Here is a 15,941-nt window from a genome sequence, read left to right as displayed (position 1 = left end):
CCTACAAAAAATGGCGCAGGACATTACACTTACCCAAACAGGGGTACTGGTATACCCGACAACGGATAAGAGAGCGCCCACGCCACGGCGTGAGCGTTCTTACTTATCAGTCCCGTTGTCTTAAAAATTACCAGTTTTCTGTTAGGGACTTAAAGCAAAACACTTTAAGATTTTATATGAAGTAAAGATATAAAGAAAAAAAATATTCACAAATAGTAAAAATTGTGGTAAGCTCTATTAATAACTTAAGATTATCTGTACAAAAGAATTTAAAGTCTAATTTTTTATGTTAAACTTCAAATGTTTTTTTTGAATATTAATGCTACTGAATTGGCGAAAAATAAACAAAACTATTTTATCAACTTGTCACCTATTCCACTTCATACCCGATTCCGCAATTTTCATATTTTTATTTTCTCTCAAGTACAAAACCCCATTCTCCACCTTCCTTTCCTCCAAATGATCCACCAAAGAAACCTTTCTCAACCGTTCCTTATTTTCCTTCTGATATTGCAACACCAAAGCAGACTGAACTTCGGGAAGTTTCTCAATCTGCTCCTCAAATTCGGCAATTTTCTTTTCGGTGAGTTCGTTTTGCAGTTCAATTTCAGAGATATTCACGCCTTTTTTTGCGAGATGGTCGATGGTTTCCTGCAGTTCCTGTTTTGCTCGGCTCACATTGTCTTCGTAATTATAGATATGGCGATTCCAAGTGCTGTCTTCACCTGCGTCTTTCGCCCATTGTTCTACTCTTTTCAAACTTGAGATGGCGTAGTCCAACTTTTCTTTTACTTTAGTATAATCCTCAAATTTTCGTAGGACAAAAGATTGGTCGGCGAAATATCGGTCTTTTTCATTTTGCAGTTTTTTCTTTAAAAGTTCAATTTCGATGTTCGCACGAGTTTCAGGTTTAGTGATGATGGCGGTTTTCAGTTCCTGTGTGTTCACATCGGAAACATCTACCACATTTGCTCCCTTTTTCATCGCTTCAAGATATCTCGCCTGTTTTGCCTGCAATTTTTGAAGCATAAAAACATCGATGCTGTCGTTGGTAAGCATATAATTGATGCGCACATTTTCCCATTGGTTTCCCTGTCTCCAAGCGCGACCTTCCACTTGCCGAAGCGAAGTAAAATTGTAGGGTAGGGAAAGCAGATACATATCCGAAGTTTTTTCCTGCAGATTCATTCCTTCCTGAATCGCCTCACTTCCGATAATCACCTTAATTTTCCCCGAATTAAAATCGTTCTGAATGTCAATCCGCTGATTTTTTGTGGTCGATCCCGTAATAATTCCGACTTCATTGGGTTTAAAACCGATTTCCGAAACCAAATATTCCTTCAATTTCGGAAATTCTGCAACCGCCAATTCGGAATAGATGATTTGTCCTGCATTCGGAACATCCTTTTTATTTTGGGAAATCAAATCCATCGTCAGTTTCAGTTTCGGTGAATTTTCGATAAATTCTTTTGTGGTGGGATTTTCATCTTCGTAATGAATGGAAAGGTAAGGTGAAATCGCAATTAATCTCGCATTCAGGATATGAGTTAGAATCGCTCCCGGTTCCTTCTCCGAAAAAGAATCATTCAAAATTTCAAATTGTTCCTTCGTCAAATCATTTTGCTCAATTTTGTACTCTTTATTGATTCGGTTAGGTCGCGTCAGTTCGGGATTGTCTTCTTCACCCTTCAAATCAATAAACTCCGACAACAATTGCTGAAAAAGTGAATTATTCTTAAATCTTCGCACATTCGATTTGAATTTTACATCGCCTGTCGCACCGATTTCCATCTCGTTGTCGGCTTCCATAAAGGTTTCAAAGAAGTTGTTCACATTGAAATATCCGCTTTCCTCCAATCTTTTATTGGCGATAAGCGACAAAATAGAGTAGTATTCCAAAGGCTTATTCGTGAAAGGCGTCGCCGAAAGAAGCGAAACATTCCTGCCGTTATTTTTTTCCTGAATGTATTGACACGCCATCCAAGCATTGATTCCCAACCCCGATGTCCGCTGATTCTGATTTCTAAAATCCGAAGAAAATCTTCTGTCCTCAATCCTCACTTTCCCGACGATGTGATTGGCATTGTGCACTTCATCGAAAGTGATGTGGTCGAAACCGAAATCCTCCCAATCATAAATTTTTCCGCGCCTCATTTTTCCTTCCACCTCTTTTTCTTTTTGAATCTCAATCTGCGTATCTCTTTCGCTGTTTTTCACCGATTTTAATTCAGATTCCGTGATGTAGGAAAACTTGGAAGCAAGTTGTTCCGTCGTCTCCCTTGAAAAACCAATATTGTTGAAACCTTCGTAAGTCACCAAAGTAATTTCCCCGTCTTTATTGTCAAAATTTGACAAATCGTAATCTTTTCCCAAGTTTCCCAAAATATTCAACTTTGCTTCGGGAATGGATTCAAAAATGGTTTCCACCCATTGCTTCAAGATATTTGCATTGGGAACCACGATTAAAGGTCGTTTCGCATTTCCTCTCTGCATCGCTTCGTGCATCGAGATAATTCCCGAAAGCGTTTTCCCGAATCCCACTTCGTGCGCCAAAAGTCCGACACCTTTCGTGGTTAATCTTCCGACTCCTGCTCGCTGAACTTCGGTCAAGAAAAGCGGTTCACCCTTGAAATTTTTGTTGATTTTTGAAAACAATGGAAACTGCGAATAATCCGGAACGTGGATATTGTTGAATTTTTTGTTGAATTCCGCCACAAAGCGATTTCGGGTTTCTTCGGAAAGTTCCTCTCTCACATATTTTGTGAAAAGGTCGTTTGCGGCATCCTTTCTTCGTTCCCGAATCAGCGCATTTCTTTCCTTGTCGCTTCCGGTCACATTTTCATTGTCCACGAAACTGCGCACTTCCCACGACGACGAACCTGCAAATGCAGAAGCAGGCAAGGAACTCACAAATGCCTTAAAAGTTTCCGCTAAAGAAGCGTCTTCTTTCACGGTTTCGGTTTGTCTCGTGTTCGGATTCCATTTTTCTTTTTCCACTTTTCCCATAGAAAATTGGTGGACAAACTCGTGGTTTGGACTGATGATGATGTCCTCCAAATTTTTGGGTTTTGGGAGAACGCTTTCAAGGAGCGACTTCTGTTTTTCGTATTGGTTTTCCATTCCGCCGACTGCTTTTTTATCGACAAAATCCCGTTCCAATTGCTCCAATTTCGCGTAGATGTTTCCTTCGGCATAATAAAAATCGTGCATCCATCGTCCTTCAAAATAGTTGGCAAATTTGTAATGTTTTCCCCTGTTGTTGAGCGTTCCGTCATATTCCGTATCCTGAAAAGCAGAAATTTGTTCGGGACTGATGTTGGAAGAGTTTTGAAGCGCCGTATCTACGATTTCATCATTCTTAAAAAACTGATATTTCAGGATTCCCTTCTTGATTTCGGGTTTCGTCTGAATTTCATATTCCGAATTTCTATCCTTTCTAGATTTGATGATGATTTCCGCCTTTTTCAGCAGTTGCTCAATCTGTTTTTGGTGAAATTTCTCGGGTTTCTCTGAAAGTTCAGTCTTTAATTTTTCATAGCGTAGAATCTCAGAATTAACGAGTGAAGACTTAAACTTGATGTGGGAAAGGAGCGCCAAAACGTCTTCCACTTTCGTTTTCGCCAAATCGATTTGAGCAGTTCGGTCAAAAACTTCTGCATTTTTTTCTTCTGCATCCTGCGTTTTTTTGACCGGAACTCTTTCCGTTTTTTGCAAAGGTTTTGGTGGCGGTGAATTTTCTGCATAAAAGTCTTCAAATAGATTTCCAATACGGACTTGCTTTTTGTTGTTTTGAAGTTGCTCAAGAATAGCGAGAGCGTCTTCCAAACTTCCGGAAACATATTTCTCAAGTTTTCCGAAACGGTTGGTTTTTTCCTTGATGCTTCCCAAAATATGGGCGGAATTTTTCTCGAAATAATCGGAATAATCCCGCGACAATTTATCGGAAGTCTTTTTCAGAATCACAATGTCCGTTCCGATTTTCGTTCCCGAAAAAGCACCAAGAGGCAATCGGAAAGCTTCAAGCAATTCGGCGGATTTCAATTTTTTTTGCCGGTTCATCCATCCCGTAGGAAGCACCATTGCCAAGATCCCGTTTGGTTTTAAAGAATCCAACGAACGCTTTACAAAATAGTCCTCATATTTTGAGATTTTGCTTTCCTCTCCCAAACCTTTGTAGATTCCACGATGTTCTCCATAAGGTGGATTTCCGAGAACCAAATCGTATTTTTCCGAAAAATTTTCAGGACTTTTCTTCGTGCCGTTCTCAAGGATAAATTCCGTCTCGAAAGAACGCAGATTTACTGTAGTTTCAGGATTTAGGATTTTGGTAATTTTCGCCGAAGTCTCGTTGATTTCAAAAGAATTGATGGAAGTGTTTTCGCTTAAATTTTTCGAGGCATTGATGAAATTTCCCGTTCCAACACTCGGTTCAAGCACTGAAATATGGTTCTTCCCCGAAAAATGGTCTTTGATTAAATTTCGGACGGTTTCGACGATTTTGGTGTCGGTATAATATTCGTCAAGAATTCCACGACCTTCCTTTGCGGTTCCGCCACTTTTGAACTGACGGCAAATATTTTTGAGTTCGTCGGTAATGTTCAGATGCTCTTTCAGATGAACCTCCTTATCATCCGAAACAAAACAAGTCGCGGAGACGATTTCCGCAACTTGTTCGTTAGTCGGTTTCTGACCTCTATGTTGGTCTAAAATTCGGTCTAATTCAGCAATTCCTGTTTTGCCATCTATTTCGGATAACCGTCCGACCACGGAATTTTCTGTTCCCGCATTTTCTTGAGCATTTTTTGGTTGTGTTCCAAGTGCGGGTGTTCCCACTTTTCCTGTTCCTCGAAGATGGCTCCCGACTGCGCCTGTAAATCCATCTCTAGCATTTTCGCCGTCCATTTTTTGTCCGCTCTGCTGATGGTTTTCTTGCTCGGATTGGCTGATTTGCTCAGGTTTTCCAAGGTCTCGTTCAGATGTTCTTCCTGCCAATTGGAGAGTTTGGGATATTGTTTCGGATTGAGGTTCAGGATTTCCATTATGGCTGTGTTTTAAAGATTCTAAATTAAGGCTTTTTTTCAGATTCTCCACTTTCTTTTGCAGATAATCGCTCAAATCGTTATGTCCTGTTTCCGAAATTCCGTAAAGAAGTCGAACATCCTTTATTTTAAGGTCTTTCATTTCGGAAAGGATTTTTTTCGTGGCATAGTTTCCTGCTTCGTCTCCGTCGAGACAAAGAAAAATTTTCCCCTCAAAATCTTGGAAGGCGTTGATGAATTTGTCCGCATTTACTACAGAATTGAGCGCCACCAAAGTTCGGGTGTTCTTCACCTGATTATCCTTCTGCAGTTGCAGAAAAGAAAGCAAATCGGTCGGTCCCTCAAAAACGATCACTTCATCCTTTCTTGTTCCTTCCACCACGGAAATGTCGCTTTTCCCGATTTTGCTTTTTATCATCGGGTTTCGCAATTCAAAACCGCCGGAAAGGTTTTCGATACCCAATCCGAAATAGGATTTTCCGCTAGATTCATAATGAACTTGTTTGGTGTTTTCCAAAAGAACCTCCCGAGAAATCCCCCGACTTGCAAAGTAGTCGATGAGCGTTTCGTTGTTAGGCGGAATGATGTTCAATACTTTAGGCGAGGAGTTCACGGCAATTGAAGAGTTCAGGGTTTTTATTGGCTGTAGATTTGTGGAGATGGTGTTGTTAAGGGGATTGGGAGAAAACAGTTTCAAATATTCCATTGCCTCCTTCCAACTTTTGTTCTCAAAATGCATCACGGCTTTAATGATTTCGCCACCTTCCTTGGTTTTGAAATCGAAATATTTTCTTTCATTCACCGAAAACTTGTTTTCAGGCGTGAGGAAATAGTGGTCTTTTCCCGATTTTCGGTCGTAACGCACGAGATTTCTTCGCGCCAAATCCTGAAAATAATCCAAAACCGAAAGACTTTCCGAAATCTGCCGTATTTCATCCTGAGAATATCTATTTTCCACTATTTCCTTTGGTTTGCAAAATGGTTGAACTCAAAAATTTCCTTCGCCTCGTTGTCCCAATTTTTTCTTGGAATCAATTGCATCGAGACAAATACATCATCTTTCTTGTTATAGGAATCGATGCGCTCGATTCTTCCCGAATAATCCTTCTCGGCGTGTCGGTAAATTGCATAGGGCAAAATCGTGTCGGTTGGATAAACATAATATCTCGTGTAATTCCACGGCGAATTGATTTCGAAGCGTCTGAATTTTTTATTGAATAAGATGGTGTCGCTCAAATTTCGGCGGTTTCTATAATTGGGAATCGGGTCTTTTGAAAAGATGGCGCCCGCTTTTTTATCAAAAACCAATGAAGGTTTCGTTTTCTTTGAAATTTCAGAAAACAACAAATTTTCTGTAGGTTCTAAATGATAAAAAATGGAATCTTTGATGAAGAAAAGATGTCTGGTCATTTCGGGGAGTTCCGGCTCGGGAACAATTTCCACGATGGAGTCGCCCGAATAATTCATCCTCGAAATCAAAAAACTCTTACGATTTTCAAGATTTTTGGAAGCATCGACATAGACGTTGGAAATAATGTCGATTCCGCCTTTTTTTGAAATGACTTTTTCTTTGCACGAAACAATGGATATTAGAACGGAAAGCAGAATTATAATTTTCATAGTATTGATGGTTGTTAAAAGGCGGTAAACAACACCGTCATTTACCGCCGAAGATTAAATGTTGAAATAGTTTTTAGATTCCTCTTGAAATACTCTGCTGTTTCACTTGATTTTTTTCAGTACTCTCAACTTCCAAACCCTTCAAAGGCTTGTTGGTATTGATGCGGTTCATCTCGTTGTCGTACAGATTGAGATTTTTGTACTGCGGATTCAAGACCGCTTTTCCTTCCACGGTTTGGTTGTCGAGTGAAAATTTTACTTTCACGATGTTGCCTTTCTCCAAAGACTTGATGACGTTGTCTCGGTATTCCGGTTTGTCGAAAATCAGACCTGCCTTATCCACAATTTTCCCTGTATCCACCCCGTAATTTTCGTTGTAGATTTCGAGTTTGTAGTTGCCGCAATCGTTTTTGTCCTCGTTGAACTTTAGTTTCACAAAGGCGGGAATCATCTCGTCTGTTTTGGTGTTTTTCAGTTCCGTTTTCACGGCTCTACCTTCGAGGAGGTTTACGGCTTCCTTTGCGGTAAAGGAATTCTCCTTGCCCACGCCGAAGTTGTGCGTGAATTTTTCGCCTTTGTCGTTGGTCAATTCTGCCTGATAAGCGTTCAGAAAGATTCCGCCTTTTTCTGACTTGTTGAATTTCAGGGTAAAATCCACCTTGTTTTCCGGCAGGGTTTTGTCGGAAGTCGTCTTGATTTCAAACTGTCTGTCCTCTCCGTTGATTCCGTTTTCCAAATCTTTGTGGAGTTTTTCTCCTTCCCCGAAACCTAAATATTTCATTTGGTCTTTCAGGTACTGCGCGGTGTCGAATTCTTGTGTGCTCATAATGCTTGTTTTTGGGTTGTTAATAAAATTGTTTTGGTTGTCTTGATTTTTTGTTTGTTGTAGGGAAGCAGATTCGGGAGCGGGATTCAGTCCGTTTCTAAAATCATAAATCTGCATCCACTTTTTTTCTTTCTCGGAAAATTCGCGTTCTCCGTCCTTAAAGAATATCTCGGGAGAAATAGTTTCCATTTCGGAAATAAAATCTTTGTAGGCTTTGGTTTTGGGCGTAATGTATTTGTCAAAAAAAGTCAATTCATAATGGCTTTGAACATCTTTTGGAATCTCCTTCTGATGAAAAACGCTGTTAAATAATTCGAGTTCTTCAAGGATTTCCTTTACAAAGTCTTCCGTCGGATTATGGGAAAGGTCGATTTCAAAAGTTTGGTATTCCTCATCAAAACCACCCATTTCCTCATCCATATCATCTTTGGTGACGCCGACCCACTCATCGTCGTCGCCGTATTCCTTACACATAATATCTTCCAAAATATCGTTCGCCAAAAGGTATTCTGCTTCCGAGCGGTTGACCTTGATATTGAATGCTTCCCCTTGACGCTCGTCGGGAATATGTTTGAGAAATTTCTCCTGCTGATTTTCAGTCAAGTTATTTTCAACGACATTTTTTGAGGAATTATGGTTTTCCACCTCGTTCATCAGTTTATTCAGAGCGTATTGCGAAAGCCTGTCCAACAAGAAGGGCTGTTTTCCTTCGGCGATTCTCACCAAAAGAATCGGGTCTGTATCATATTGCGACATCGTCAAATCCAAATATGCCTTTAGTTCTTCGGTCGAGTCAAAATCGAAAGGTTTTGGTGCCACGGATTTGGCTTCGTCATTCGCATAAACACCTATTTCCACGGTTATCTTTTCATTCGAGCTGTATCGATTTCCTAATTCGCCGACTATGGGTTCCGCATTCAGATTATCCTTGCAGAACTTGTCGACGAGATGGTCATAGACATTGATTTTGGTCTTTTCGTAGAGGGAATGAAAATTTCCGCTTTCCAATAAAATCGCGTCCAAAGCCGTGAATCCCATCAGTTCGAGTTTTTCGCGGTATTCCTTGTACATCTGCTCGTTCACATTGTTTCCGTAGAGGATGACTCCCGTTCCGGCGTGAATGGTCATCAGTTCTGTCAATTTCTCGAATTGCCGATGTTGCGGAAGAATGAACTTCCCCACAATGTCGTTCGCATTGTTCAGGATGATGGCTTCCGTCTTGTTGGACAACCCAAATTTTTGGCTCGAAATGTAGGCGGCGGTATCTTCGGGACTGCTTATTTTAAACGGTTGATAATTGGCGGCAAAAATCTGCTTGTTGAAGGAAAAGGTGCTGACTTTTTCCTGCAGTTGGTTTTGCTCGGAAAGTTCCAACACTCGGTCGTTTCCCAACTCGCCGTTAAAAACCAAATATTTTCCCGAACGCAAATTGATGACGATGCCGTCTTCCACCTTAATTCCCGTATGCTCGAAAATTTCGTGAAGTCGCTGCAACATCAGTCGGTCGTGTTTGCTCGAAATCAGTTGTCCGCTTGGATGGTTGTGGACGAGGGTAATGCTTTCGGGCTGCATTTTGAAGACATTCCCCGTCAACAACCGCAAATCCACGACCGTGGCAGTAATTCCGCCTGTCGAAAGATGCTGAACGAGGTAACTGTCGTCCTTGAATTTGTAAAGCGCAAAAGTGTGTTCCACCGCCTCGTCCTCAAGCGCACGGAAAAGCCACGCCACATCGTTCACATCCGAAACTTTCGTACCCGCTCGAAATGAAAGACTTTTATTTTCCGAAAACTGCCTTTCTACGAGCGCAAAATCATTGGTGTAACCTTGATTGTCCTTTTCCCGTAGGATGGCGGAATTTGGGTAAGCATCATTTCGCCCGCTGAAAAGTTTGTAAGGTAAAACTTTGCCTTCCGAAGTTTTGAGATATTTCGTCGCCTCGTCCGTTGGAAAGCGAAAATTCGTGTTCGGTCCATATTTGCTTTGATAATTAAAAAGGTCTATGTCCATCGCTATAAAAAATTACCTGCGGAATCCTCTGCGTTTTTCCTGTTCCTGTTCGATTTCTTGCTCGTTTTCCTCGTCCTCTTGCTGTGATTTGGCTTCCCTTACAGAATTCGCGTCCTGATAAAGGTCGGGGTCGTTCACGTCAAGCCGTACTTCGGACTGTTGCTGTTTTTGCGCCTGCTTCGGGGATTGAGCCACCTCGTTCACGGTATTGATTTCTTTGGACAGGATATTGAGGTTGTTGATGATGTCCTTGGCGATTTCGGGGTACTTGTCGATTTTATCCTGCAGGAATTCTTTCAGTTTCAGGAGTTCGTCCTTGTAGCGGTTGATTTCCTCGGAATCGTTTCGACCTAAAATAGTCTTGGTCAAAACTTCCGCATTAAAAACCATATCGTATTCCTCCAAAGATTTTGTGGATTCGTTGTAGAGGAACGCTTTTTTGGAGATATTGAAATCGGGGTTTTGGCCGTTCAGATTTTTCTCCGAAACATACTGTACCGATTCTTTTTTGGATTGGTCTAGAATTTCGGAAAGGGAATGCTCCATTTGATAGACTTTTACCTCCAATTTGGAGTTGTTGTCGGTCAGTTGGAAGGTGATTCGGTCTTTTTCGTTGTCGGCGACAAGGATATTTCCCTGCATAAATTCGATGATGTCGTTGGCGTTCAATCTTTTTGAGAACGAATTGTCGGCTTCGATGATGCCGAACTTTTTCAGGTCGTCTGTTGGTAGTGGGTTAGTGTTCATAATGTTGTGCGATTAATTGTTTTGCTTGAATGAGTTCGTTCAGAAAATTCAGGGGATTGATGAACCTTCCAAATTCCTTCACGGAAAAATGCAGGTGCGGTCCGGTTGAATTTCCGGTGTTTCCGCTCTTGCCAATGATGAATCCCGCCTTTACGAATTCTCCGGCTTTGTAGTACATTTCGGAGAGGTGCAGATAGGCGGTCTCAAAACGGTTGTGGTGCAGGACTTTGATGTAGTTTCCGCCACCTTTACTGTCCCATCCTGATTCGGTAATGATGCCGTCCATCACGGCAAAAACATTTTCATATCGAGCCTTGATGTCGATGCCGTTGTGGAATTTCTGTCCGCCAAAAATGGGATGGAAGCGGTTTCCAAAACCTGAACTCAGGTTAAGCGCATTTTTCACGGGCATCATAATCTTGTTCGGGGAAAGCGTGTTTTCTTCCTTCGGTTTTAAGGATTTTTGCAATCCCGATTTTTCCCCAGAAAGATTTCTTTTAAGGATTTGGATAAGTGAATCTTCCACGTGTTTGGTGTCAAATTGCGGAGGAGTTGTCTTTAACTTGTTCATCTCCAAAAACATCTTTCTCAGAGAATCAAGTTCCTTCCGCAAGACTTTCTTTGAAGAATTTTTAAGAAAGAAATTTTCCTTTTCGGAAACTCTTGTTTCTTCGGTTTTAGAATTGGTTTCCTCTGTTGAATTTTCAATAAATTCGGGTTTGCTTTCTTCCATTTTCTTCACAAAAGTCACAGTGTTGAATTGTGCTTTTAGCGAAAATTGAATGAGCAGCGTAAAAATTAGGATGTATCGTTTCATTTTGGTCAGTTTAAAATTTTCAGGGCGTCGATGATGAGTTCCACCTCCTTGTTGATTCTTCGGAAATTGGTCATCAACACTTCCTCTTTTCGGTTTTTTCCCGTTTTGTCCGTGAAATTGTAGTAGGTCGGCATTTTCACATAGTTCTGTTCCTCGTATTTAATCTTCCGCATATCGAGGTTGATTTTCCCGCTGATTGCCGATGACTTGTATTCCGAGGTGTCGTTTTCCTCGCTTTGGGCAATCATTCCGACCATTTCTCCGGTGCGGAGTGCGGCTATTTTTCCTGCAGGAATCATATTGTCCATCTTTTCGTTGATACTCGTGGTGGTTCCCTGTTGCGAGATACTCTGTGAGTAGGTTTTCTGCTTGATTTTTCCGAATAGTTTTTCGAGCCATTCCAAGGTGTTCTTATCCCTTGCAGAACCTGAAAGGATGTTCCCGACGATGGCGGAAATGGTGTCTGCGACTTCTTTTTTGTAAAACTGTCGGAGTTGCGGAATTTCCTGTAGTCCCAAAAGCACGGCAATCTTGTTGCTTCTCGCGGTTGCCACCACATTGTCGATTTTGTGGATGTAGATGGTCGGGAACTCGTCGGCAATAATTCCGCCGGGAAGATTTCCCTTGTTGTTAATCAAGGTCAAAGTTCTGTTCAAGACCGAAGAGTAGAGGGCGGAGTTGATATCCTGCGTTCCGGGATTGGAAGCCAAAATCATTATCGACGGATTTTCCCTTTTCGTGATCTTCAGTTCCACTTCGTCGCCCGAAAACACCCAAAAACTTTCCTTGGTCGCCAATCTTGAGAGGAAGATTTTCAAGGTTCCGACCTGTCCCTCCAATTGGTCGAATGCCTTGTTATCATACGCCGTCTTGAAGGGAGAAAGAAGCGAGGTCAGTTCCTCGTGGGTAAAGAGAGTCTCGAAAATTTCCTCGTAACTCTTGTTCATAAAAGCCAAAAGATGGGGCAGTGTAGAAAATTTTCCGTTCTCGTAGGTTGCAAAAAAGTAGATGCACGAAGAAAGGAAGTTAATCGCCGACTGCGTAAAAAACTGCTCCGAACCGCCACCCGCACTTGCGCCACCTTTTTGCAGTGCTGAAACCATCGCTTCCGCCATTTCCTGTGCTTCCGCCAAAGTTCGGATGTATTCCTTTTTAAAGGGATTAACCCGTTTCGAGCCTTCCACCTCGTTCAGATTGATGATGTTGAATTGATGTTGATATCCTCCATCATTGGATTTCTTCAAAAGATAGTGGTAGTACGCAATCTGTGAAAGGTCGGGAAACTTGAAATCATAGATACACAGCGAGAAACCTTTGGCGACCATCTGTCGGATTGCGGGATTGATGACGCCGAACGATTTTCCCGAGCCGGGCGTTCCGATGACCATCGTTCCACGAAACGGATTGAGGTTGATCCATCCCTTGTGCGTCTTCTTTTGGTAGCGGAACAAATAGGGCAGGTTCACCGACGTGTCGGTTTCCGCCAATTCTGTGTTTTGAGCAAAACTTTCCTCCTCCACATTCCATCGGTCTTTCCCCATTTTCTGCTGCATGTATTTCGAGATGCTGTCGGCACCCATCTGTGCAATCATCGCTCCCAAAAGGGAAAGCAGGGCGTATCCGATTTGGAAGACGTTCATTCCGGGCAGGATGTTTGGGATGGATCTGTCGTCGGTAAGAGGAATGAGGAAGAGTGAGCCGACCATCATTCCGACACCGAAAATAATCGGCAGGATGATGGATTTCACGATGTTCAAATCCTGTTTCTTCTTCGCCTTGGTTCCCGCCGCCACGATGGCGATTAAAATCAGTGTCGAAATTTTGGCGTTGATGGGCGGGGAGAAAATCCCCATCTTGGCAAATCCCTCCAACAGTTTTGAAAGCACGGGAACATTGGCGTGTAGGAAAAACAGCGTGATGCATTCCATCGCCACGACGGCATAGACCAATTTTTGGAAGAATCCGTAAATCTTGATTTGGTGCTGCTGTTCCTGCATTATGGGTATCTGTTTTCAATAATGGTGTTGATGTCGTTCAAAGAGATGTCGATGTGGCACAGCGAGGCAAATTCCCGCAGGAAAAGGATGATGTCCGTAAAATGTTCCTTGGAAATCTTGTCGTAATACACCTTTACGCCGTAAAGCGGCTTAATCAATTGGACGGCTTTTTCAAATTTTTCGGAATCTGTAGCGGAGATTTCAAATCGCTTTCTGAATTGAAGCCAATCGTAAACGTAGAAAAAGCGGATGCAGAAATATTTTTCGTCAAACAGGCTAATGAATTCCTTTTGAAACTTCATGATGCTTGCCTCGTTGACGGTGTCGTTGAATTCGTCAACAAATCTCGGGTTGTCGGTTTTCGGGGTCATAAGTCCGTCGAGGTTCAGATTTAGAAAAAGTGTTTTCAGTGTGTTGGTGGTTTTGGTAGCCATAATTTTTGATTTTAAATGATTAAAAAGTGTCTGCGTTCAGGATGTCGGAATACTTGATTCCCATCTCAATAGTTCTTCCCGAAAGTTGTTCCTCCACGAAGCGTATTTTCAGAATCTTGCTGTTCGGATAGGTAAACTTCTTGAAGACATAGATGTTCCGGTAGTTTTTCTTGAAACCTTTCTGCGACTGAAATCGGTAAATCGGTTTCATTTCGATGCTTTGGTTGTTGGTTGCCTTGTAGATTTTCTTGTCCTCCACGGAAAACTTGACGTCGTCAATTTGGTAACTCATATTCGACTTGTTGGCGATATTGATGTCGAGAAAGATGTAGTCGCCAACCACGTACACATTGTTCAGTTGCAGGGAAAGTTTCAGTTCGTTCACCGTCCTCAAAGGCGTTTTGTAGGTTTTTTCGATGATGTTTTTCGAAAATCGGTGGAGTTCCGTGTTGGAAAAAGCCTGTTTCGGAAATTCCAAGGGCTGCATATCTTCCGGCTGAATTTGGATGTTGGTCTGCACATTGATTCGGTCGTCCGTTCTAAAAAGCACGCGGTATTGCGCCATAAACGATTGTCCCACTACGGTTACCACGCCGACTTCCTCGCTCGACTTCATTATTTTTTTGTTGAACTGTTTCGAGGAAATCGAATCTTTCGGAGCGGGATTGATTTTAATTCTCGCAATATTTTCAGCGGGAAGGTCGCCCACCAAAAAATCCGAGGACAAGTCCACAAACTGAATCGGTTCGGGGGAGATGATGTGCACGTTCACGCCTTCGCCCATGTCAAGTTCGGGAAGTTGGGTGATGCGGATTTCGGGTGTGGAAGTTTGGGCAAAAACGCTTGCCGAAAATAAAAAGGAGAGGATGGTGTAAAAAAAGGTCTTCATAATGTTAAGGTTGATTGGTATTTTGTTTAAGGTCTTTTTCATTAATTAAAAAGATGTAGGAATTGTACTTGAGTTTGGCTTTGTTGGTTCTAATCAGGTTTGCCGCGGTTTGTGAGGCGGAACGGAACGCTCCCGACAAAAGACTCGTGTAAAATCCCTTGCCTTCGGAATCGATGTTCGTTCCCTGCACGGAATTGCTTCCAAGCTCTCGCAACATTTCACGGAAGGTGCTGTTCGGAACATAAAGTCCCTGCATTCCGTCGGTATCGTAAACGGTTAAATTGATGGGTAGGATTTCGCCACTGCGCATTACGGAAACCACGTTCAGGTTCACCCGCTGCAAAGAAAATCCCGAAATCTGACCATAAAGCAGGGTTCCCTTCGGCAGTTTTTGTCCGCCTGCGAAGACATCCTCCAACAATCGCAACCGTATCCTGCTGCCTAGAAATCCGGTCAGGTTTTCATCGATGACGGCTTTCACAAAGTTGCCCTCCTTTTCACGGTAGATGGAATTGAAGCCGTTGTGGATATTGGATTTTGCGACATAATAGGTGGAATTGAGAAAGGCGTCCATCTTTTCCTTATTCTTCTTCAGCAGTTCCTGCGCCTTTAATTGCGCCTGAAATTCGGGGTCTCTTGATTTTTCCAAGGAATCGAGCACGAGCATTTGCTGACGCATCATCTTTACCGGATCCAACGCTTTTGAATCCTCAGCAGATGGAGAGGTGTTCTTTGCTAAATTCTGCGCATTATTTGAACTTCCGCTCGAACCTTCTTGGTTCAACATTCGGATGATGTCCTTGGAACGCTGAAAGTCTCCGTCGTCGGAAGTTTTCGGTGTGTAGTAAGAGTTTTGTCCCTGATTTCCCTTTTCCGAAATCTGACTTTTTCTCGACTCGTTCAGGGAATCGATATAGCGTTTCTGTCGGTATTCCAAATTGTCGCTGAATTGATTCAGGCTGTCATTTTCCTGTTGCAGTCCGTCCAACATCGTCCTGCCGTCGGTTTTCGAGAATAATTTGTCGTAGGCGTCGTTTTTGGAGAGGATAGAGTCCTGCGTTTCGCCGAGCGATACCGAAAGTTCCTGCTGTGGCGGTTTCTTCGCATCATCACTTCCCATAAACTTGCTTCCTTGAAATCCTAAAAACAGGATAAAGGGCAGTGCGATGAGCGGAAGGATGTATTTCTGCTGTTTAAGGTTTATTTTTTTAAAGTCCATTTTTTAATTTTTCATATTGGTTATAGAGGTACTCAATCCTGATGCTGTCGGTTTTCGACAAAGACTGCTGCGAACCTTTCGCTTTAAAGGCCGAAAGTTCGCCCACGATTTTTTCCATCGATTTCTCTTTCGCCTCCTGATTTTGCTTTACCTTGTCGCTTTTGGTGTACAAACTTGGAATTGCGCTTCCCAAGGTTACTTTCGGCGGAAAGAAGCAGTATTGCAGGATGGAGAAAATCAGTGAGAGGATGAGTACCGCCATTGCATAGGCGAATACTTTTCGGGGTTGGGAGAATATTCGTTCCTTCAGCACCCCGTATTTTTTGATGATGTTTTCTTGCAT

The 15,941-nt window shown here is 42.3% G+C and carries 10 protein-coding genes; all 10 read right to left on the bottom strand.

Translation table 11 applies throughout. The features are described 5' to 3' along the window. Positions 1-366: 366 nt before the first annotated feature. The 10 genes from CO230_RS07495 to CO230_RS07450 all read right to left on the bottom strand — a co-directional run bounded on the left by CO230_RS07495 (position 367) and on the right by CO230_RS07450 (position 15,941). The gene (locus CO230_RS07495; protein WP_122028927.1) at positions 367-5,457 is read right to left on the bottom strand and encodes an Eco57I restriction-modification methylase domain-containing protein; all 5,091 of its coding nucleotides are present in this window, start codon (positions 5,455-5,457) and stop codon (positions 367-369) included. 539 nt (positions 5,458-5,996) lie between these two features. Further along, on the bottom strand, positions 5,997-6,659 hold the full coding sequence (locus CO230_RS07490; protein ID WP_122028031.1) for a hypothetical protein: 663 nt from the start codon (positions 6,657-6,659) through the stop codon (positions 5,997-5,999). A 73-nt stretch (positions 6,660-6,732) separates the two neighbouring features. Beyond that, positions 6,733-9,495, bottom strand: coding sequence for a JAB domain-containing protein (locus tag CO230_RS07485; RefSeq protein WP_122028030.1), 2,763 nt, complete (start codon positions 9,493-9,495; stop codon positions 6,733-6,735). 12 nt (positions 9,496-9,507) lie between these two features. Further along, entirely contained in the window at positions 9,508-10,242 is a 735-nt protein-coding gene (locus tag CO230_RS07480) for a hypothetical protein (RefSeq protein WP_122028029.1), read from the bottom strand. Beyond that, the gene (locus CO230_RS07475; protein WP_122028028.1) at positions 10,232-11,059 is read right to left on the bottom strand and encodes a M23 family metallopeptidase; all 828 of its coding nucleotides are present in this window, start codon (positions 11,057-11,059) and stop codon (positions 10,232-10,234) included. Before CO230_RS07475 ends, CO230_RS07480 begins: the two co-directional genes overlap by 11 nt. A gap of 5 nt (positions 11,060-11,064) precedes the next feature. After that, positions 11,065-13,056, bottom strand: a complete 1,992-nt coding sequence (locus tag CO230_RS07470) for a type IV secretion system DNA-binding domain-containing protein (protein WP_122028027.1) — start codon at positions 13,054-13,056, stop codon at positions 11,065-11,067. Then, entirely contained in the window at positions 13,056-13,490 is a 435-nt protein-coding gene (locus tag CO230_RS07465; protein ID WP_122028026.1) for a hypothetical protein, read from the bottom strand. Before CO230_RS07465 ends, CO230_RS07470 begins: the two co-directional genes overlap by 1 nt. 19 nt (positions 13,491-13,509) lie before the next feature. Further along, a complete protein-coding gene (locus tag CO230_RS07460; RefSeq protein ID WP_122028926.1) occupies positions 13,510-14,379 on the bottom strand; it encodes a DUF4138 domain-containing protein in 870 nt (289 codons plus the stop codon). 4 nt (positions 14,380-14,383) lie between these two features. Then, a complete protein-coding gene (locus tag CO230_RS07455) occupies positions 14,384-15,598 on the bottom strand; it encodes a conjugative transposon protein TraM (RefSeq protein WP_095073861.1) in 1,215 nt (404 codons plus the stop codon). Then, positions 15,588-15,941 (bottom strand): hypothetical protein, encoded by a 354-nt coding sequence (locus CO230_RS07450; protein WP_122028025.1) that lies wholly within the window; start codon positions 15,939-15,941, stop codon positions 15,588-15,590. The genes CO230_RS07455 and CO230_RS07450 overlap by 11 nt, the downstream gene beginning before the upstream one ends.

This window comes from Chryseobacterium sp. 6424, from assembly GCF_003692615.1.
Taxonomy (GTDB): Bacteria; Bacteroidota; Bacteroidia; order Flavobacteriales; family Weeksellaceae; genus Kaistella.
This window is presented reverse-complemented; position numbering and strand designations above follow the sequence as displayed.